The sequence below is a fragment of the Streptomyces himastatinicus ATCC 53653 genome, assembly GCF_000158915.1.
GTDB classification, from domain to species: Bacteria; Actinomycetota; Actinomycetes; order Streptomycetales; family Streptomycetaceae; genus Streptomyces; species Streptomyces himastatinicus.
In genome coordinates, this window is the sequence record NZ_GG657754.1 from 3,763,304 (window position 1) to 3,783,800 (window position 20,497).

Annotated in this window: 16 protein-coding genes; 7 read left to right on the forward strand and 9 right to left on the reverse strand. The window is 71.1% G+C overall.

Annotated elements, in window-relative coordinates:
- Positions 1-23 precede the first annotated feature (23 nt).
- A complete protein-coding gene (fxsT, locus tag SSOG_RS15210; RefSeq protein ID WP_050799874.1) occupies positions 24-3,584 on the reverse strand; it encodes an FxSxx-COOH system tetratricopeptide repeat protein in 3,561 nt (1,186 codons plus the stop codon).
- A 206-nt stretch (positions 3,585-3,790) separates the two neighbouring features.
- The gene (locus SSOG_RS15215) at positions 3,791-4,900 is read right to left on the reverse strand and encodes a methyltransferase domain-containing protein (protein WP_009715113.1); all 1,110 of its coding nucleotides are present in this window, start codon (positions 4,898-4,900) and stop codon (positions 3,791-3,793) included.
- A gap of 261 nt (positions 4,901-5,161) precedes the next feature.
- Here SSOG_RS15215 and SSOG_RS15220 point away from each other — a divergent pair, with 261 nt between their 5' ends.
- Both SSOG_RS15220 and SSOG_RS15225 read left to right on the forward strand, forming a co-directional pair.
- Positions 5,162-6,460 carry an NsdA family TPR-like regulatory protein gene (locus tag SSOG_RS15220; protein ID WP_009715114.1) on the forward strand — a complete coding sequence of 433 codons (1,299 nt, stop codon included), beginning with the start codon at positions 5,162-5,164 and terminating at the stop codon, positions 6,458-6,460.
- A gap of 64 nt (positions 6,461-6,524) precedes the next feature.
- Positions 6,525-6,707, forward strand: coding sequence for a DUF6104 family protein (locus SSOG_RS15225; protein ID WP_009715115.1), 183 nt, complete (start codon positions 6,525-6,527; stop codon positions 6,705-6,707).
- 17 nt (positions 6,708-6,724) lie between these two features.
- Here SSOG_RS15225 and SSOG_RS15230 read toward each other — a convergent pair whose 3' ends face one another.
- Positions 6,725-7,468: a 3-oxoacyl-ACP reductase family protein gene (locus SSOG_RS15230; protein WP_009715117.1), complete on the reverse strand. Its 744-nt coding sequence runs from the start codon at positions 7,466-7,468 to the stop codon at positions 6,725-6,727.
- A gap of 100 nt (positions 7,469-7,568) precedes the next feature.
- Here SSOG_RS15230 and SSOG_RS15235 point away from each other — a divergent pair, with 100 nt between their 5' ends.
- Positions 7,569-8,171: a TetR/AcrR family transcriptional regulator gene (locus SSOG_RS15235; protein WP_039937650.1), complete on the forward strand. Its 603-nt coding sequence runs from the start codon at positions 7,569-7,571 to the stop codon at positions 8,169-8,171.
- A gap of 3 nt (positions 8,172-8,174) precedes the next feature.
- On the opposite strand, the gene SSOG_RS15240 is transcribed toward SSOG_RS15235, so the two are convergent.
- On the reverse strand, positions 8,175-8,990 hold the full coding sequence (locus SSOG_RS15240; RefSeq protein ID WP_009715118.1) for an AfsR/SARP family transcriptional regulator: 816 nt from the start codon (positions 8,988-8,990) through the stop codon (positions 8,175-8,177).
- Between the two features lie 20 nt (positions 8,991-9,010).
- Entirely contained in the window at positions 9,011-9,682 is a 672-nt protein-coding gene (locus SSOG_RS15245) for a TetR/AcrR family transcriptional regulator (RefSeq protein WP_009715119.1), read from the reverse strand.
- A 133-nt stretch (positions 9,683-9,815) separates the two neighbouring features.
- On the opposite strand from SSOG_RS15245, the gene SSOG_RS15250 reads away from it, so the two are divergent.
- Entirely contained in the window at positions 9,816-10,436 is a 621-nt protein-coding gene (locus SSOG_RS15250) for a malonic semialdehyde reductase (RefSeq protein WP_050799875.1), read from the forward strand.
- Positions 10,437-10,517: 81 nt separating this feature from the next.
- Here SSOG_RS15250 and SSOG_RS15255 read toward each other — a convergent pair whose 3' ends face one another.
- From SSOG_RS15255 to SSOG_RS15265, 3 genes are read right to left on the reverse strand one after another with little or no spacing between them, the layout of a single operon-like run.
- A complete protein-coding gene (locus tag SSOG_RS15255) occupies positions 10,518-10,916 on the reverse strand; it encodes a nuclear transport factor 2 family protein (protein WP_039941116.1) in 399 nt (132 codons plus the stop codon).
- Positions 10,917-10,950: 34 nt separating this feature from the next.
- Positions 10,951-11,937, reverse strand: a complete 987-nt coding sequence (locus SSOG_RS15260) for an NAD-dependent epimerase/dehydratase family protein (protein ID WP_009715122.1) — start codon at positions 11,935-11,937, stop codon at positions 10,951-10,953.
- A complete protein-coding gene (locus tag SSOG_RS15265) occupies positions 11,934-14,753 on the reverse strand; it encodes a non-ribosomal peptide synthetase (RefSeq protein WP_039937653.1) in 2,820 nt (939 codons plus the stop codon). Before SSOG_RS15265 ends, SSOG_RS15260 begins: the two co-directional genes overlap by 4 nt.
- A 327-nt stretch (positions 14,754-15,080) precedes the next feature.
- Between SSOG_RS15265 and SSOG_RS15270 the strand changes: the two genes are divergently transcribed.
- The 3 genes from SSOG_RS15270 to SSOG_RS15280 all read left to right on the forward strand — a co-directional run bounded on the left by SSOG_RS15270 (position 15,081) and on the right by SSOG_RS15280 (position 17,653).
- The gene (locus tag SSOG_RS15270) at positions 15,081-16,007 is read left to right on the forward strand and encodes a DUF4097 family beta strand repeat-containing protein (protein WP_050799876.1); all 927 of its coding nucleotides are present in this window, start codon (positions 15,081-15,083) and stop codon (positions 16,005-16,007) included.
- Positions 16,007-17,092: a PadR family transcriptional regulator gene (locus tag SSOG_RS15275; protein ID WP_009715125.1), complete on the forward strand. Its 1,086-nt coding sequence runs from the start codon at positions 16,007-16,009 to the stop codon at positions 17,090-17,092. Before SSOG_RS15270 ends, SSOG_RS15275 begins: the two co-directional genes overlap by 1 nt.
- A gap of 81 nt (positions 17,093-17,173) precedes the next feature.
- Complete coding sequence (locus tag SSOG_RS15280; RefSeq protein WP_039937656.1) at positions 17,174-17,653, forward strand: TIGR03668 family PPOX class F420-dependent oxidoreductase; 480 nt, start codon at positions 17,174-17,176, stop codon at positions 17,651-17,653.
- 21 nt (positions 17,654-17,674) lie between these two features.
- On the opposite strand, the gene SSOG_RS15285 is transcribed toward SSOG_RS15280, so the two are convergent.
- Positions 17,675-20,377, reverse strand: coding sequence for a type 1 periplasmic-binding domain-containing protein (locus SSOG_RS15285; RefSeq protein ID WP_039941118.1), 2,703 nt, complete (start codon positions 20,375-20,377; stop codon positions 17,675-17,677).
- Positions 20,378-20,497 lie beyond the last annotated feature (120 nt).

Here is a 20,497-nt window from a genome sequence, read left to right on the forward strand (position 1 = left end):
CTTCCGGCGTACGGGCCCGCTGCTCAGATCGGCAGCGGCTCGAAGTCCCAGACGGGCCGGATACGGTCGCGGGCCGCCACGGTCTCGGGGTGGTCCGGCCCCAGAACGGCGCCCAGCGCGCGCAGGGCCACCTCCTCGATCACATCCGCCTCGTCCCGTCCGCCGCGGATCGCGCGCAGGTCCGCGGCCAGCGCGACCTGGGCCAGCAGGGTCAGCGGATGCCGCTCCCCCAGCACCTTGGCGGCCCGGTGTGCGGTCTCCCGGCTCATCGCGCAGGCGTCCGTGGGCGACTGGATCGCCGAGGCGTTGAGCGCGATGCCCAGCGTCCAGGGGTGGCGGGGCCCGAGCGCGGTAGTCATGTCCGCCAGGGTCTCTTCCAGCGCCCGCGCCCTGTCGTCCGCTCCCATGAGGACCAGCGCGCGGTTCGCCCGCGCTCCGATGGTGTAGGGATGCCGGGCCCCCAGCCATCCGTCGTAACGGGCCGCCAGGGGCTCGCTGATCTCCGCCGCCTGCCCCAGATTCCCGGTTCGCCGCAGGTTGCGGGCGAGACCCGAGGCGATCACCAGGGATGTCGGGGCCTCTGCGCCGAGTACACGCTCCGCGCGCCGGCGCACGTCGCGGATCCGGTGCAGGCCGGTTTTCGTGGCGCCATACGACCACTCGCACAATCCGCGGTGATACGCGGCGACCAGCGTCCACGGGTGCTCATCACCCAGGACCTCGCGATGCCGCTTGCCACTGGCCTTCTGGAGGAGCAGGGCGTCCTCGTAGCGGCCGGAAAGCCGTAGATCGTAGGCGAGGTCGGTCTCGGCCGACAGGGTCGGCAGCGCCCCCGGGCCCAACTCGTCCCGTAGGCCCTCCAAGGCGATTCCGGAAATCTCCGCGGCCTCGGTATAGCGGCCGAGCATCCGCAGCGAACGTGCCACGCTCCGGTGGGCGAGCCACGCATCCAAGCCGCCGCCCGGGAAGCGCACGGCACACAGGTCGCGTTGCTGGCAGGCCAGCTGGTAGGCCTCGTCATAGCGGCCCAGCCCCCGCAGATCACCGGCGAGCCGGGCCATGGCCAGCGGCGCGCCCGGCGCGTCGGCCTCGACGAGGTCCACCAGCACCGACCGGTCCAGCGCCTCGGCCTTGGCGTAGTCGCCGGTCTCGCGCAGCAGCGTGGCGCGGCACACCGTCAGATCGTGAGCGTCGCCCCCGACGCGTTCGGCGAGACGCATGCCCCTCTCGTAGTCGCCGCTCAGGGTCAGATACCGCACGAACCCGAGGACGATCCCGCGCGACGTGGTGTCTGACGACTCCAGATGCGGGAGGAGTTCGGCGTACCGCGGCCAGGTGGTGGGGTCATCGGGGCGGCCCGGGTCCGCCATGGCGAGTGCCCTGCGCACCAACCGGGCATTCCTGGGCGCCCGACGCCGCACCGCGTCCCGGACGAAGCGGCTCATCCACACGGCGTCGTCCGCCACCCGCACCACGGACCGCTGCACCAGCTTGCCCATGGCCAGATCCAGTTGGCTCGGATTCTCCAGCAGCGCCGCCACCGCCGGGGAGACCTGGTCCGCCGGGACGGCGCGCAGCAGGGCGAGCGGGACCGGGCCGGGATCGAAGAGGGCGCACAGGTTCAGCAGTTCGGCCGCGGCCTTGGTGGTCTCCCGCAGCCGGGTGATCAGGTCCTTGAAGGTGGAGTGGTACGGCATCGGGTAGTCGGCCGCGGCCCGCACCGGATTGGGCTCGCCGTCGCTCACCATCCGGACGTACTCCGCCACCGGCGTGGACGAGCCGTCCAGCCAGCCCGCCGTCTGGTCCAGCGGCAGCGGCAGGTCCTCCACGGCCGCCGCCAGCCGGTCCGCGTCCGCCTCCCCGATGCGGGGCGCCCGGCGGCGTACGAACGCGACGCTCTCCTCCCGGCTCAGCGGGGGTACGTCCAGCAGCTCGGCGTAGTGGTCGGCCCAGGCCCGGTTGCGCGAGGTGATCAGCACATGGCCCCGCCCGGCGGGCAGCAGGTCGGCGATGGACTCCGGGTCGTCGGCGCCGTCGAGGACCAGCAGCCAGCGTTCGTACGGATCGCCCCGGCGCAGGGCGTCCAGCGCGCCCCGGACCGAACCGTCCGGGGCGAGCATGGCAAGCCGCCCCTCCAGCGTGGTCAGGTCGCTCCCGGAGGCCCACCACACCATGTCGTACCGGCCCGCGAAGCGGTGGGCGTACTCGGCGGCGAGCTGCGTCTTGCCGATGCCCGGCAGCCCGACGAGCGCGACCACCGCGGTGTCGGCGGGGGCGGCCTCCAGGCGGTCGTGCACCGCGACGAGCAGCGCGTCGCGCCCGGTGAAGCGCGGATTGCGGCGCGGCACTCCGTCCCAGACGGCGGGCACGCCGGCGACAGCCGAGGGTCTGGCGGGCGAGGGCACGACGTCCAGCTTGCGCAGCAGGACCCGTTCGCTCGCGTTCCTGTCCAGCCCCCGCAGATCGAGGGGTACGAGCGGGTTCACGGCAGGGGGCAATACGCAGTCCCCCACCACCACGGCCACCGGCAGGTGGGCGATGGTCTCCTCCCAGTCGATACTCGAACGGACTCCGGCGACGAAGAAGTGCTCACTGAACAACAGGATCTGGGTGACATCGTCAGCGAAGGGGCGCTCCCAGCCCACCGCTACCACCCGCTGTCCGTTCGCCCGCAGCAGGTGCGCGATCCAGTCCGCCCACTGCCGGTCCTCGTCCGCGTGGACGACGGCGAAGGCACGGGGAGCCCGCGAAGGCGGGGCCCCGGAACGGGCGCCCTCTTCCCGGGCCCGCAACTCCATCAGCTCCCGCTCCAGCTGCCGCGCCCACGCATGCGCGACCTGCAACCGGTGCTCCGCCGGATCCTCGGCCTCGGCCTGCTCCCCGGCCGCCTCCTCCTCCGCCTGGAGCTGATGCTCCAGCGCCTCGCACCGCCGCTCGGCCTCCAGCGCCTGCCGCCGGGCCTGCGTCAACTCACCTTGCAACCGGGCGACTTCCTCGCGCAGCCGGTCCCGTTCCGTGCGTAACCCCTCGTGCTCCCCGCGCAGCCGGTCGACCTCCGCCTCCCGCTCATCGCGCTCCATCGAGGCCGACACCGCTATCTGCCGCTGCTCGACCTCCATCTCGGCGATGCGCTGTTTCCGTACCAGCAACGCCTCCGACAGCGCCTCCGCCCGCACCTCGGCCTGCTGCCTCTGCCGGTCGGCGTCGGCGAGCTGGTCACGGAGCCGCTGGAGCTCCCAGCCCACCTTGTTGGTGACCTGCAACGCCCGCCGTTGCAGGGCGTGCACATGGGCCGTCACCTCCGCCGAGGAGGCCCGCCCGGTGGCCTTGGCCGCGTGCGTGAACAGCCGGTCCACGAACTCGGCGGGCGGCACGGCGGTCCCGTTGAGATAGCGCGAGACGGTTCCCGCGTCGTAGTGCACCCGTACGGCGAAGACCCGCAGCGAGACCCCCACCGCCCCGAACAGCTCCCGCATGCTCAGGGCCAGCTCCCGGCACTCCGGCTTCACCTTGTCGGGGATCGGCTTGAGGTCCCCGATCCGCCGCTCCGGCACCAGTTCCCCGCCGACCGCCTCGTCCGTCATGGGCGCCCCTCCCCCGTTGCGGCCCTCTGCAACACGTGCGGCCTGCCGCAACACCCCAGGCCCCGCACATCGTGAAGGTACCGCCGGCGCCCCTCGCCGGTCTCACGAAAGCAGGACGAAGATGCCGAACCGCCGCCCCACCGCCCTCCTCACCCTGACCGCCGCCGCCCTCACCGGCGCCGTCCGCGCGGTGGTGTCCTGGCTGCTCAGCCGGACGACGGAATGACCGCGCCGGGGCTGCCGAGCCACGCGGTCTGGCCGTCGGCGGTGACGGTGAGGCCGAAGTCGTACAGCTCCGGCGAACCGGCCTCCCGCCACCACTGATACGCACGCTCCAGTTCATGGAACAGGTCGCGGGGCCCCCATTGATAGACACCGCCCTCCCACACATACGCCCAGGAGTCGGTGGTGGCGAGCCATCCGTCGCCATCCCAGTGGACGCCGGGAAGCAGGAGCCCGAGGGCGAAGCGGGCGTGGAAGTCGGTGTTCAGGAAGGACGGATCGAGGTCAGTACGGCTGTCGCGGCTCTCTTCCCAGGACGCGGCGGAGTACACCGCTCCGAGCGGCGACTCCGGTCGGCGCTGGCCGCGCAGATCCATGAACGACATCGGCTGATCGAAGTGGCCGCTCGCCGAGGCGCCGTCGTCCGCGACACGGAGGCGCACCATCCCGTGCGGCTGGAGCGTCGTCTTCCACGGCGTGACGACGAGCCCGCCGGGGCGGGTCTGCTCCACCCAGGCGAAGGGGACACGCTGGAGCGAGGCCGTGCACAGCACCCGGTCGTACGGGGCCTCGGGCGCCCAGCCGTCCTCACCGTCCGCGGCCACCACGCGGGGGTGATACCCGGCCTCGGCCAGCCGCCGGGCGGCCACCTCCGCCAGCCCGGCGTCCACCTCCACAGATGTCACGTTCACCGCACCGGCCCGTTCGCACAGCAGGGCGGCGTTGTACCCCGTGCCGGTGCCGATCTCCAACACCCGCATGCCGGGGCGCACATCCGCGGCGGCGAGCATGGTGAACACGGCGTCGGGGGCGCTGATGGAGCTGGTCGGCAGCGTGCCCTCGGTCCCGGCCGCCCCGTCGTCGACCTGGGTGACGACGGAGGCCAGCGGATCGTGGACCAGAGCGGCCCACGCTCCGGGGTCATCGGCGGCACGCAGCGGGCGGTAGGCGTCGTCTCGCCAGACCCACACCGTGTCGGGTACGAAGGCGTGGCGCGGCACCTTGAGAAACACCTCCCGCATCCACCGCTCGGCGAACCCCTCCAGGCCGTCAAGGGTCTCGGCGGCCTGGGCCCGCATGTCATCGAGGCTCATTTCCGGTGCGTCCCACCTCCGGGCTTCGACACATCCGGATGCTGACCGTCGCTGTCCCGTGGCGACGGCGGCTGAGGCTGCGGGTTCGGCGCCGACGGCTTCCCGTGATTGCCCATGGAGTTGGCTCCCTTCGTCTGTCCCGTGTCACCAGCGTGCCGCTGCGGGGGAAGTCCCATTGCCATCAGAGGTATCCCCATGATGGGTACAATCCGGCTTGAGAGTGCTGATATCCCCTTCTCGTCACCGAAACTTGGGAATCACATGTCCAACTACCTCTCGCCTGCCGCACTTCCTCCCCACGTCCTCGATCGATCCGACGTACGGAGGGCGCTGGAGCGCCATGATTTCGGGGCCGTCTTCAAGCTGGCCCGGCAATGGGGCGGGATCAGCTTCTCGAAGATCGCGGACGCCTGCGGCATCAAACCGGAGCGCGTGGGCAAGCTGGCCCGGGGCGAGGGGACCATCACCACGTACGAAAAGATCACGCAGATCGCCGACGCATTACGCATCCCAGGCCACCTGGCGGGTCTCAGCCCCCGCCCCTGGGAAAGCGACCAGTCACAAGCGGCTGCTGACGAAACAGCTCCCGTCGCATCGCTTGAGCTGCCTTCCCTCGCCCCGGATCCCGATCTGCTCGACCGGTTGACGAAGACCGTACGTGGGGCCACCCGCGCAGACAGCTCGACGCTCGACTGGCTCGACCGCCTGCTGGCCGAGCACCGTAAGGCGGAGGACGACATCGGATCACGCCCGCTCGTCGGGATCATGCGACAGCAGTTGGCCACCGTGGTCGGCCTCCACGACGCGGCCTCGGGTGACGTGGCCACCCGCGTCGTGCGACTCGCCTCCGAGCACGCGCAGTTCCTCGCGTGGATGGCGCAGGACCAGGGGAACTCATCGGCCGCTCTGGCCTGGTACGACCGTTCCCACGATTGGGCCATGGAGGCGGCCGGCGCCGACATGGCGGCCACGACGCTCAGCATGAAGGCACACCTGGCCTGGTCAGCGGGCGACGGCCGCCGCTGTGCCCGGCTGGCGCAGGCCGCCCGCTGGGCCTCGCCCGGGACGTCACGGGGCGTCCAGGGCATGGCGGCCCAGATGGAGGCGCGCGGATATGCGCTGAGTGGCGAGGCCGACGCGGCCCACCGTCTCCTCGACGAGGCGCAGCACCTCATCGCCCGCGCCGCCGAGAGACCGGAGGACGAGCCGCCGTGGATGTACTTCTACGGCGAGAACTGGTTCACCCTTCAGCGCGGCATGACCGCTATGCATCTCCGTCGCTGGGAGGCCGCTGCCGACCTGCTGCGCACCGGCATCGACGCCCTTCCGGCCTCGTACCGGCGCGACCGGTCCTGGTACGGCGCGTGCCTCGCGCACGCGCTCGCCGCGGCCGGTCATGCCGACGCCGCCGCACACACCGCACTCGGCTGTGCCACCGACGCCTCGGACGTGGGGCGGCCTCACGCCTGGAACGAGTTGCACACCACCGCCGCGCTGCTCCTCCGGCACGGGGCGCCCCAGGCGCGGGGCTTGATCGACGCACTGGCCGGCTGCGGCTGAGCGTCCGGGCAGGGCCGCATATCCTGGGCCGGTAGATCCGCCTCACCCACCCCGGAGCGAACCCTTGTACTTCACCGACCGCGGCATCGAGGAGCTGGAGCAGCGACGCGGCGACGAGCAGGTCACCTTCGAGTGGCTCGCCGAGCAGCTGCGGACGTTCGTCGACCTGAACCCGGACTTCGAGGTTCCGGTGGAGCGGCTGGCGACCTGGCTGGCGCGGCTCGATGACGAGGACGACGACATCTGACGAGAGGGGCGGCGCCCTCAGGCCGCGTAGCCTCCGTCGACGTCGAGGGAGGCACCGGTGATGTACGCGGCGTCGGGGCCCGCCAGATGGGCGACGAGACCGGCCACCTCGTCGGCCGTGCCGTAGCGGCCCACCGCCAGGTGGGGCATGGCGGCTGCCGCCCAGGGGCCGTCGGCCGGGTTCATGTCGGTGTCGACGGGGCCGGGCTGGACGTTGTTGACGGTGATGCCGCGGCGCCCGACCTCGCGGGCCAGGGCGCGGGTGAACCCCGCCACGCCCGCCTTGGTCAGCGCGTAGAGGCTGCCGCCCTCGAAGGGGACGCGGTCGGCGTTGATGCTGCCGATCGTGATGATGCGACCGCCGTCGCCGATGTGGCGCAGGGCCTCCTGGGTGGCGGCGAAGACGCCGCGCAGGTTCACGGCGACGACGTGGTCGTAGTCCGCGTCGGTCAGCTCCTCGAGCGGCCGCATGATGCCGGTTCCCGCGTTGTTGACCAGGATGTCGAGCCGCCCGAACCGTTCGGCGACCTCCGTGACGGCCGTACGGACGGACGCGCGGTCCGCGGCGTCGGCCTGGAGGGCCAGTGCCTGTCCGCCGTCCGCGACGATCTCCTTCACCAGGGCTTCCGCGCGGTCCGCGGAGGCGTTGTAGGTGACGGCGACCGCGGCGCCCTCGCGGGCGAGGCGGCGGGCGATGCCCTCACCGATTCCCCGTGAACCGCCCGTGACCAGTGCGACCTTGCCGTTCAGCGGCTGTGACATGGTGAACTCCCGAATTCTTGAGTGGGCGTTCAAGATGTCATGCGTCCCGCGGCCGCGCAAGTGCTATCTTGAACGGGCGCTAAAAAATGGGAGGACCGGCATGGCGAAGGGACGGCCCCGCGAATTCGACGCCGAACAGGCCCTGTCGGCGGCGCTCGGCGTCTTCTGGGCCAAGGGGTACGAGGGCGCCACGATGGCGGACCTGTCCGCCGCCACCGGCCTGAAGCCGGGCAGCATCTACGGCGCGTTCGGCTCGAAGGCGGGCCTGTTCGGGCAGGTCGTCGACCACTACGCCCGCACCGTCTTCGCGTACGGCCCGCAGGCCGTGGAGGCCGGGAGCATACGGGAGGTCGTGCGCCGGTGGCTGAAGGGCTCGGTCGAGGCCACGACCGGCGCCGACACCCCGGCCGGGTGTCTGATGGTCCACGGCGCGCTGGCCACCGGGGACGCGGCGAGCGAGGCGAAGGCGGAGGTGTGCACCCGCCGCGCGGCGGGTGAGGTCATGCTGACCGAGCGCTTCGCGGACGCCCGGCGGTCCGGCGATCTGCCCGGGACCGTCGAGCCGCGGGACGCGGCGCGCTATGTGCTCGCGCTCACCGAGGGGATGGCCGTCCAGGCCGCGTACGGCGCCTCCCGCGCCGATCTGGAACGGCTCGCGGAGCTGGCCCTGACCCGGCTGCCCTGGGAGCAGGAAACGGCGTAAGCCTTACGCCACCACCGGGCCGCGCCCCGGGGTGCCCGCTTCGTGGTCGAGGCGGGGGTCGGAGACCAGGACGGCCTGCTGGAGGCGCTGGAGCTTGGCGGAGGGTTCCAGACCCAGTTCCTCGGCCATGGTCATGCGCAGCCGCTGGTAGACGCCGAGGGCGCGGGTGCGCTGGCCGGAGCGGTGGAGGGCCAGCATGTACTGGCTGTGCAGGCCCTCGTGGAAGCGGTGTTCGACGACGAGCGAGGCGAGGTCGCTGAGCACTTCGAGATGGGCGCCGAGCCGCAGCCGGGTCTCGATGCCGCGCTCGATGACGGTGAGCCGGGACTGTTCCAGCCGGGCGACCTCGGCCTGGAGCGGGCGGCCGTGCGGGGCGACGTCGACCAGGGCGGGGCCCTGCCAGAGGGAGAGGGCCTGCCGGAAGGCGGCATCGGCGGCGCGTTCGTCGCCGACCTCCAGGGCGCATTCGGCCTGGGCGACGAGGCCGCGGTAGTCGTGGACGTCGAGCTGACCGGGGCGCAGGACTAACGCGTAGCCGCCGGGCCTGGTCTGGAGGACGTCACGGGTGACCGTGGCGGAGGACGTACCGAGCACCTGGGCGAGCAGTTTGCGCAGGTGGAGGATGTACGTCTGGAGGGTGGTGAGCCCGGTGCGCGGCGGCTGATCGCCCCACAGCTCGGCCATCAGCGACTGCACCGGCACCATGCGGCCGTCGCTGAGCAGCAGCAGGGACAGGACTTTGCGCGGCTTCATCGCGCTGGGGACTCCGGACAGAGCGCCGTGGCGCAGGGTCAGCGGTCCGAGAACGTTCGCACGCATGGGTGCCACCTCCTCGCACGTCATGTGCGGTACGCGCGGACAATCAGGTCGGCGGCCTTCTCGCAGATGGCCGTGGCATCGACGGCGGCGATCGGGCGGGTGCCGTACATCGACTGGTACAGGCCCTGCTGGACGACCAGGGCCACGAACTGCTGGGCGGCGGAGGCGGGGTCGGGGACGTCCAGTTCGCCCCGGTCGGTGCGACGGCCGAGCATTTCGGCCAGGTACTTCACCATTTGCTGAGGCTCGCCCTCGGCGCAGGCCGGGCGCAGCGCGGGGTGGCGGGCGACCTCGGCGATGATCAGGCGGCGCAGCGCGGAGGCGCGTTCGTCGAGGAGTACGTCGAGGACGCGGTGGCCGAAGGCGGTGAGTGCCGCGCGGACGTCCCGCTCGTCGTCCTCCGCGTCCTCCGCTGAGGGGGTGCTGAGCGACGCGGGGGCGAAGCCCGCGGCGACCCGCTCCCGTTCGCCGTCGACGGCGGCGAGGAACAGCCGCTCCTTGTCGCCGAAGTGGTTGTAGACGGTCTGCTTGGAGACCCGGGCCTGGTCCGCGATGACGTCGACACCGGCCCGTGTGTAGCCCTCGCGCAGGAAGACGGCGACAGCCGCCTCCAATATCGCCTGGCGCTTGGCGGGCTGCGGGCCCGCCGGCCGTCCCGCGGCACCGCGCCGCGGACCGTTGTCCGTCCGCAACGGTCCAACCTCCTCGCTGTCAGCCGGTCTTGCCCTCGATGGACCTGTGAGTCTAGCCTTCCCTCACTGCGATGGACTAGCCCGTCCAGTCCATTTAATTGACCATCGCGTACGCACCTTGAGGAGAAACTCCATGAGCGCACCGGAGAACAGCGATGCCCTGCGGCACCTCACCCTCGCGCCGGAGGCGCAGAACCAGCTGTTCCTGGAGGCCCGTACGGCCAACACCTTCACCGACGAGCCGGTGACCGAGGACCAGGTCCGCGCCATCTACGAGCTGACGAAGTACGCGCCCACCTCGATGAACCAGCAGCCGCTGCGCATCGTCATGGTGCGGTCGGAGGAGGCCCGGGGACGGCTGGTGGCGCACATGACGGGGCGTAACCAGGAGAAGACGGCGAAGGCGCCGCTGGTGGCCGTCCTCGCCGCGGACCTGGACTTCCACGAGGAGCTGCCGCGGCTCGTGCCGTTCATGGAGAACCCGCAGGCCATCTTCGCGGATCCGGGCATGCGCGAGGGGTCGGCACGGTTCAACACCGCGCTCCAGGTCGGGTACTTCATCCTCGGCGTGCGCGCCGCCGGGCTGGCCGCCGGGCCCATGATCGGCTTCGATGCCGCCGCCGTGTCGAAGGAGTTCTTCAGCGACGGCCGCCACCAGGCGATCTGCGTCGTCAACATCGGCAAGCCGGGCCCGGACGCGTGGATGGGCCGGCTGCCGCGGCTGGCGTACGACGAGGTCGTCACCACCGTCTGATCCCGCATCAGGCCCCCACAGGCGGGCCGCCCTCCCCCGCGGCAACGGGGGCGGGCGGCCTGGGACTGCTCCAAGGGAAGGTCAGCTTTCGATCAGCTCGTGGAACGCCACGGTGTCGAAGATGTCCTCCATCCTCGTCGCCTTGCCGTCCCGCATCGTCCACGAGTGGACGAAGTCCAGGGTCACGGTTCTGCCGCCGCGGGACGTCACCTCCCGGGTGCCGAACACCACGACCCGGTCGCCCTGCTCGATGAACTCCTCGGGCGCGAGTCTCATCCCGCCCAGCACGCTCGGGACGTGCGCCAGGAACTCCTTGATCCCCGCGTGGCCCAGCTTGGTGCCGCCGAGGCCGTACTTCGCCATCCCCGCCGGGTGGACCCACTCGACGTCCGGGTGCATGCCCGACAGGATGCCCTCGATGTCGCGGTCCCGGAATCCCGCGTAGCACGCGCGGATCGTTTCGATGTTTCGTGATGCCACGGCTGTCATCTCTTCTCGCGTCTGCGCAGGCTTCTCAGGCGGCGTACTGCGGCTTGATGTGCTCGGGGTACAAGGCGTGGAGCGTGCGGCGTACGCCCTCGCGCCACGGCACCCGGCACGGCCCGGTGATCTCGCGACGGCGGGTGGGGGCGAACTGGTACGTCTCCCTCGTCACCTCACTCGGTACGAGCCGCGCCTCGATCCCGCTCAGCTCCTCCAGGTACCGCACCAGATCGGTCATCCCGACCGGCTCGTCGCCGCCCCAGTTGACGAGGGTGGCGGGGGACGCCGCGGCCGCCCACAGCGCGGGCACCTGGGCGACCAGGTCGTCGGTGTGCAGCAGGGAGCACCAGTTCTGGCCCTCGACGGGCACCGGGATCGGCTCGCCCGCGAGCATCCGCTTGAAGTACAGCATCGGCACCCCGCCGTAACCGCCCGGACCGTACGCGATGTTGAGCCGGGCGATGGTGGTCGGCAGGTTCAGCACCCCGGCGAACGCGCGCGCCGCGCCCTCGGCGGCGATCTTGCCCACGGGGTAGCAGGGCAGCCAGTCGGCCACACCGTCGATGGGGTCGTCCTCGGCGTACGGGTGGTCGAGGGTCTGCCGCTTGTAGAGCGCGCCGGTCGAGACGAAGAGGAACGATTCGGCGGTGCGGCAGTGGGTCATCAGCCGCCCGGTGGCGATGGAGTTGACCTCGACTGCGGCGTTGTAGTCGCCGTCCTCGCCGCGCCGCACCGCCGAGTGGAAGACATGGGTGAAGTCGTCCGGCAGCCCCTCGTACCCCGACTCCCCCAGGTCGTTCATGTCCCAGCGGAAGGTGGTGATGCCGAGGGCGCGCAGCTCCTCCTCGACGCCGGGAGTGCCGAACCGGCCCAGGCACCACACCTCGTTGTGCGCCGCCAGCGCCTCGGCCACCGGCCGGGCGACCTGCCCGGTGGCGCCGGTGACCAGGATCTTCTTGCCTTCCACCGTGCTCTTCTCCTTTTCCGTGCCGCCGTCGTCGGTGACGGTCCTGGTCATGCGTCACCCAGTGCGCGGTCCAGCTCCCTGCGGAGGATGGCCTGGAAGGTCGCGACGTGCTGGGGACCCATGAGGGTGTAGTGCTCACCGGGTACGTCGAGGTACCGGTTCGGCTCCGTGGTGTGCTCGTCCCATCTCCGGAGCTCGTTGTTCAGCCAGTCCTCCTTGGTGCCGCGCAGCGGGATGGCGTAGAAGACCGTCATGGACCGGGTGGTGCCGCTGGGCTGGTACGTACGGCCCAGGCTGGTGAGCCCGTGGGCCAGCTCCGCCCAGGCGGTGAGCTTGTCCAGGTCCAGGTCGAGTTCGGCCAGCCGCCGCTGCGGGGCGATTCCCAGCAGATGCGCGAGCTGTTCCCGCCGGGGCAGGGCGCGCAGCTCGCCCGGGAGGTCGAGCGACTGCTTCTTGTTGATCAGGTCGAGGAAGAAGGCCAGGTTGACGGCGGTCTCGATGAAGTCGAGTTCGTCCATGCGGTACTTGATGTGCGGCGGCAGATTGAAGCTGCCGGTGAAGTCGACGCGCTCGCCCTCCGCCTCCAGCACCTTGGCGATCTCGAAGGCCACGGCGCCGCCGTACGAATACCCGGCGATCGCGTACGGGCCGTGCGGCTGCTTGGCGCGGATGGCCCGCACATAGCAGTCCACCATCTCCTGGAAGCTCTCGAAGGGCTTCTCCCCCTCGTTGAACCCGCGGGCGCGCAGCGCGTAGAACGGCCGGTCGCCGACGAAGTACTTGGCGAGGTTGACGAAGACCAGGACCTCGCCGACGCCCGGGTGCACACAGAACAGCGGGGTCTTCGCGCCGCCCGTCTGGAGCGGCACGATCGGGTCGTACGCCTCGGCGGCGGGCGTGCCGCCCCCGGTCAGCCGGGCGGCGAGCTGCCGCACCGAGGGCGCCATGAGCACGGTGATGATCGGCAGATCCGCCACCCCGAGCCGCCGGGTGACCTGGCGCCGCAGCCGCAGGATGTCCAGCGAGGTCCCGCCGAGGTCGAAGAAGCTCGCCGTCGCGCTGATCGCCTCCGGGTCGGTGTCGAACATCTCGGCGTAGATCTCGGCGAGGACCCGTTCCGTCTCGCCCTCTGGCGGGGTGTGGCCGCCCAGGCGCCGGGTGGTCAGCTCCGCCACCCGCTGGATGACGTCGTCGAAGCCGCCGGACTCCAGCCGCTTGCGCATCCGCTGGCGCAGCGTCTTGCCCAGGCTGGTCTTGGGGAACGCGTCCTTGGGCAGCGGCAGGATGAGGAACGGGCGGAAGCCCCAGTGGATCACCACGGTGGAGCGCACCGCGGTGATCAGGCGGTGCAGTCCCGGCTCGTCGTCGTCCGCGAGTTCGGGGTGGACCGCGATCACCAGCTGTTCGGTGTCGCTGCCCGGGCGGCGGGTGGGGAACGCCGCGACATAGCCGCCCGCCACCCCGTCGAGCTGCTCCAGCGCGGCTTCCATCTCATGGCTGAAGTAGTTGACGCCGTTGACGATGATGCTGTCCTTGCTGCGTCCGACGAGGGTCAGCCGACCGTCGTCGATGCGGCCGAGGTCGCCGCTGCGGAACCAGCCGTCGGGGGTGAACGCCTCCTTGGTGGCGGCCTCGTCGTGGTAGTAGCCGCCGGTGATCATCGGCCCGCTGAGCTGGAGTTCCCCGACCTCGCCCGCGGGCAGTGGCCGGTGGTCGTCGTCGGCGACCCGGATGCTCAGCCCCTCGACGGGAGTGCCGAGGTTGGCGAACTCCTGGCCCACGTCGGTGACGGGAAAGGCACGGTTGTACACGGACCCGGCGCAGGTCTCGGTCATCCCGAAGGCGGGCCAGAGGGCGGAGGGCCGCAGGCCGTACGGGGCGTAGTGGGCGAGGAACGCCTCGCCGGTGGCGACCACGTTGGCCTCGCCGCCGCTCACGATATGCCGCAGCGAGCCGAGGTCGAGCGCCTCGCCGCCCGCCGATATCTCCTCGGACAGCTCCCGCACCGATGCATTCAGCGGGCCGAGGAGGAAATTGGGAGTGAAGGTCATCGTGACCTTGTGACGGGAGATGATGCGGAGGAAATTCAGCGGTTCCGCAAGGACGACCGACGCTTCCGCATGCAATTGTTCGGCGCCGACGTACAGCGGCAGCATATGCGCTTCCAGCAGTGCGGCGACATGGTCGTAGGAAATCCAGTTGAAGGTCGTATCGGCATCCGTGAGCCGCTGCTTACCGGCCTTTCCCGCCATGGATGCGAGAAGGTTTCCATGGGTGAGCATGACCGCTTTGGAATTCCCGGTGGAGCCGGAGGTCAGCACCAGCAGGGCAAGATCCTCCGGCGCCGCGATGTGCACCTCGGGCGACGATCCGCCGTCGGCGGCGGATGCGCGCTCCGCGTCCCGCAGGTGCTCCACCGTGGCCACGGTGAGCCCGGGCACGTCCGGCAGCTCGGCGCTCATCGCCTCGGTGGTGACCAGCAGCGGACGGTCCAACAGCTGGTTGACGTGGGAAAGTTGCGCGGACCAGCGGGCCGGGTCACCGGGGATCGGCACCATCGGGCACGGCACGAACCCGCCCAGCAGACAGGCCCAGAAGACCGTCAGGAATTCCCGCTGGCCGTCCAGCAGCAGGGCCACCGTGTCGCCCGGCCGCAGCCCGTGCCCGCGGAGCGGGGCGAGGAGTTGCAGCGAGGATCGCAGAAGTTCCGGATAGGGCTGGCGTGTTGCGTCGCGCCCCGCTTCGGCGGTCACGTAACGTACCCCGGAATCGGGGTGATGATGCGCTGCCCGCAAGAGCAACTGGGCAACGGAGCGCAGATCCTGAGAATCGTTTGGTACCGAGCATTTCAAGGGTTGTGACGTCATTACCTTCACTGCCCTCTTCCTTCCCGATTTCTGAAGGCACGAAGGTAACAGTCTCGAACATTCGTACTCCATGATGCTCTACCAGTGCTCTAGTGACGCTCTAGCCGAAATCCCTGGAGCAGCATTGGCTCTGGCAACAGGCGATTTATGTCACAGGGAAACCATCGCCGTGGTTCACGCGGGATACATAAATGAGGTAGCGACGTCCGGGCCCAGGCGCCTCCGCCCCTGCCCGCGAGGGGCTTGACTCCAGCGATCCACGATATATCGTGTTTCTCATCGGACACGATATGTTGCGTGACCGCATCCAGCCAGGGGAGGCCAGGGATGTCAGCCCGGTCAGAGTGGTCGTTCGGCGAACCACAGAAGCTCACCTTCGACGAGCCCGTCTCCACGCTCCACGTCCGCATCGTGGACGGCACGGTCAACGTGGTCGGGACCGACGGCGGCCCGGCACGGCTGGAGCTCTCCGAGATCGAGGGGCCACCGCTGAAGGTGACCCTGGAGGACGGCACCCTGAGCGTCGCGTATGACGACCTCCCCTGGAAGGGCCTGCTCAAATGGCTCGACCGCAAGGGCTTCCACCGCACCGTCCACGTCACCCTCGCCGTGCCCACCGGCACCGCCGCCTCGATCGGGGTCGTCAACGCCTCCGCCGTCGCCTCCGGGCTGGGCGGCCGGACGGATCTGCGCGGCGTATCGGGCGACGCCACCCTCGTCGGGCTGACCGGCCCGGTGCGCGCGGACACCGTCTCCGGCCGGGTCGAGGCCCAGGCCGTCACCGGCGATCTGCGCTTCAACTCGGTCTCCGGCGACCTCACCGTGATCGAGGGTTCGGGACCGGTCGTCAAGGCCGACTCCGTCAGCGGCAACATGGTGCTCGACCTCGCCCCCACCGCCGAGCGCGCGGACATCAGCCTCACCACCGTCTCCGGTGAGATCGCCATCCGGCTGCCGCACCCCGCCGACGCCCGGATCGAGGCCAACACCGCGAGCGGGCCCGTCTCCAACGCCTTCGAGGACCTGCGTGTCACCGGCCAGTGGGGCGCCAAGCGGATCACCGGGAACCTGGGCTCGGGCCGGGGCAGGCTCAAGGCCACCACCGTCTCCGGCGCGATCGCGCTGTTGCGGCGCCCGCCCACCGACGAGGACGCCGACGAGAGCTCTGACAGCTCCGGCGGCACCGGCAGCTCTGACAGCACCACCGGCAGCGGCACCGGCAACACCGGCGGCTCCCAGGGAAAGGTCCTCTGATGCCCCCCGTATTCGCCCACGGCCGACTCCGCCTGTACCTGCTCAAGCTGCTCGACGAGGCCCCGCGCCATGGGTACGAGGTCATCCGGCTGCTGGAGGAGCGCTTCCAGGGGCTGTACGCGCCCTCCGCCGGCACCGTCTACCCGCGCCTGGCCAAGCTGGAGGCCGAGGGCCTGGTCACCCACACCACCGAAGGCGGCCGCAAGGTCTACTCCATCACCGACGCCGGACGCGCCGAACTGGCCGACCGCAGCGGCGAGCTGGCCGACCTGGAGCTGGAGATCCGCGAATCGGTGGCCGAACTCGCCGCCGAGATCCGCGAGGACGTGCGCGGATCCGCCGACGACCTGCGGCGGGAGATGCGGGAGGCCGCCCAGCAGGCCCGTGCCTCCGGCGGCGAGAGCAAACACGGCCCCTGGGACGGGGGTTCATGGGACAACAGCGAGGGCTGGCGGCAGGCGAAGGAGGAGATGCGGCGGGCGAAGGACGAGTGGAAGGAGCAGGCCCGCCGCGCGAAGGAGGAGAGCCGCCGCGCCCGGCAGGACGCCCAGCGCGCCCGTAAGCAGGCCAGGGACGCTCAGGAGTTCGCGATCGAGGAGGTCCAGCGGGTCGCCCGGCGCGTCCAGGAGCAGACCCAGGAGCACATCCGGGCGGGCGACTGGCAACAGGCGGTGCGGGACGGGCTGGCCGAGGTGTCGCGCAGCATGGGCCGCCTCTCCCGGCAGGGCGCGTCCCCGTCGGGGTGGACGGACGCGGACGAGGGAACGAAGACCACCGCCCCGCGCACGGACGCACCGCAACCGGGACCCGGCACCGCCCAGCGGGACGCCACCGGCACCGCCACCGGTACCGGCGGCGACGCCGAGGGCGGCGCGACGGCCGAGCCCGCATGGGCCGGGGAGTTCACCCCGTCAGGCAACCCCTCCCGCGATCTGGACCGGCTGCTCGACCGCTTCCGCGACGACATCCGCGACACCGCCCGGGACCACGGGGTGACCGACACCCAACTGGCCGACGCCCACCGTCAGCTGGCGGCGACGGCGGCCCGGATCACCGGTCTGCTGCGCGGCCCGGACAAGGAGTAGACCCGGTCGCCCGTCCGACAGGCTTCGCCCGACGGCGCTTCGTCCGGCCATGGGGCGGAGCGCCGCAGTAGCCTCGCCGGTATGCGACTGGAGACCCCCGAGGCGCGGCGGCGCTTCGCCCGCGCCCGGGTGCTGCGGCTGGCCACCACCGACGAGGGCGGCCGACCGCATCTCGTGCCCGCCACCTTCGCGCTCACCGCCCCGGACAGCGCCGACGGCACCGACGGCGCCGACGGCATGGACACCGTAGTCACCGCCGTGGACCACAAGCCCAAGCGCCACCAGGACCTGAAGCGGCTGCGCAACATCCACACCAACCCTGCGGTCTCCCTCCTGGTCGACCACTACGACGAGGACTGGCGACAGCTGTGGTGGGTGCGGGCCGACGGTGTGGCACGGATCGTCCCGGCCGAGGCGGCGGCCGAACGGGCGGAGCCGGTGCGGCGGCTGGTCGACAAGTACCCGCAGTACGCCGACCGGCCACCGCGCGGCCCGGTGATCGCCATCGAGGTCACCCGGTGGTCGGGCTGGGCGTTCGCCGAGGAACAGCAGGACCGCTGATCATCCGTCCTCCCCTCCGTCTCAGTCGTCCCCCTTGCCGTCCTCGTCGTCGTCCTGGTCGCGCGGACAGTCGAACGCACCCCTCGGTCCCCAGGTCTTCGCCTCGTCACCGCTGTCGCGTATGCCGCACTCCAGCGCGATCTCCGGCGATCCGCCCCTGGTGTCGTGCAGGATCAGCAGCCGCTTGTTGACGGGCACCTTGGCGCCCTCGCCGTAGATCAGCGAACCGGTGGCCCCGCGCAGCCCCTCCGCTCCGCCCACCCCTCGATCCAGCGCCGACTGCACTCCGCCCCGCCCGAAGGGCGCCGTGCCCGCGCTCTGGTACGCCGCGCTGATCCCTTCGGACAGCACACCGAGCGCGTCCGAGGCGAGCGGCACCCTGGCGTCATTGCTCCACAGGTCGCTCTTATAGGCGGCGGCATACCTCCGGCGGAAGTCGTCGCCCTTCACATTGGGCGAGCTGTCCTTCGCCAGGGCCTGTGCCGCGTAGTACAGCCGCAGCCTGAGGTGCTTCTCGCTGGGACGCTGCTGCTCGACCACCGCATTGTCGAGGTCGTTGCCGCCGAGCACGGTCGATTGGCCGTTGCAGCCGGTGAGGCGGTCGAAGTCGGTGAGGAAATTCTGGAATTCATGGGCGCGGGCCGCCCAGTACACCACGGTGCGCGGTTCCTCCTTGAGCCTCCGGCATATGCTGGTGACCATCTGGGAGGTGTGGGAGACCCATTCGTCCCCTCGGGCCTTCTGTTCCGCCGACGGCGAGGCGGAGGGACGCCGGACCGGATACCAGATGTGGTGGACGTCCCCGAATTTCTCGGCGAAGCGGTCGCTCAGATTCGCGCTGTAGATGTCGGTCGGATCCCCGATCACCACCGCCTTCCTGGCGGGTGCGCACGTCCGCGGCCCGGTCTGCACGATATTGGCGTGCCGTGCGAAGGCCGCCGCGATGCCCGCCTCCCGGTGGTTGTCAGGGGCGACCTGACGGTACATCGGCGAATTCTGCATCTCCTCGGCGGTCGCGGCGGTGCCGATCAGGGGCAGCCCGGCCCCGGCGAGGATGTCCCGGGCGCGCAGCGTGTCGGGGCGGCTCTGGCCGAGGCCGACCACACCCAGGAACTGTTCACCTTCCCCGGCCCGCTCGGCGGCCTTGATCTCCTTCTTGAGTTTCTCGGCCACCGCGGGCGCCTCCGAGAAGCGCTCGCCCGCGTCCATCACGCGGACCTTCAGCCAGACCTTACTGCTCTTCTGATCGGCCGCCTCTTCGTTGATCTCCTCCTGGGCCAGCGCGATGCCGCGCACCTCCGGGATGGCGCCGCTGTACTTGGTCTCGCTCCAGTCGTCGGCCGTCACCGGCACGCCCAGATAGCCGACCGTCCGGACCACGGCCCCGGACCGGGCCGCCTTGACCGCCTTCTCGTTCTGCTCGTCGATGGCATCCACCGCCTGCTGGTAGACCTCCTGCGGGCTCTTCTTCGGCAGGCGGCTCCGCCCGGCGCTGTCACCGCCGCTGCCACCGAGGCAGGCGGTGTCGCTGCGCGCCGTCACCACGGCCACCCCATAGCCGCCGAGCAGTCCGAGCACCGTGACGCCCGCCACCGCCGCGACCGCGGCCTCCACCCGCGGCGCCGCGTCGGAACGGCTTCTGCCGACGGCGATCTCCGGATAGCGGCCGAGCCAGCGGGCCGCGTCCTCGTCGTCGGCATGCGGCTCGACGCCGACCCGGACCACCCGGGCGCCGCCCGCACCGGTGGTCCCGATCCAGGACTTCAGTGTGATGGCGGCTTCGGCGAAGCTCTCGGTGCGCTCCCGGCCCGGGCGCACCGCGGCCGTCAGCATGACCCCGGTGCATCCCGTGTGCTCGACCGCCTGGGGGAACTGCTCCAGCAGCCGCCCGGTGTCGTCCCCGATGGCCGGGGGCTGCGGGAAGACGAGCACGACGCGATGGCGGCGGCGCCGCCCCCACGGCGAGAGCCGGGGATGACGGAAGGCCCGCTCCAGGTCGGCGAGCAGCGCCCGCAGCAGCACATCGACGATCGGCTCGCGCCGCGCGGCGCCGGGCGCGCCCACGGTCAGCCGGCAGGCGTCGGCGAAGAAGCCGGGCCCGCCCTCGGGCAGTTCGGCCCAGGTGCGGTACCAGCTGCCCTTGCGGGTCATCCGGCGGCCATGGCGCCGCCCGTACCACCAGCGCGGCAGCAGGCCGAACAGCGGTCGGCGCAGCCAGTACCAGGCGGTGCCCGGGATGCTCGGCGGCGGCTCCTCACCGCCGCTCACGGCCTGGAGGGCGCTCAGGAAGACCGAGCGGGCGCAGTGCGCCTCGTAACTCCGGTTGCGCAACTCCGTGGCCTGGGTGCCGGACGGGCATCCGGCGAGGTCGGCCTCGACGATGCCGCACATCAGCCGGAACTGCGGCAGCCGGAGTCTGCCGAAGCCGCCGGGCCGGTTGCGCAGCAGCTCCTCCTCGATCTTCTGGAACGTCGCCCCCACGTGCTCCTGACGCGGGGCCTCGGCCTCGCCCGCCACCTGGGCGAACGGAACACGGGCGCGGCCGCCCGCGCTGAAGCGCGCGCACAGGCCGTCCGCGATCCGCCCGGCCTCGGGCCCCTCGGTCAGCTGGGTGAGCAGGATCTGCGGCGCCGGACCGCGGCGGCCCGGCGGCAGGGTGACGAGCTGTTCGAGCGCGTCGATCAGCAACTCGATTTTCGGCAAAGGCGGTACTGAAGCAGTCATGTGCATCCCCCCGGGCACGATTATCCGCGCCGACTTCGGAGAGCACCAGACCCTTCACCGAGAGTGATGGCAATGCATCGCTCTTGACTGCGGAAGATCGAACAAGGGTGCAATTTCCGC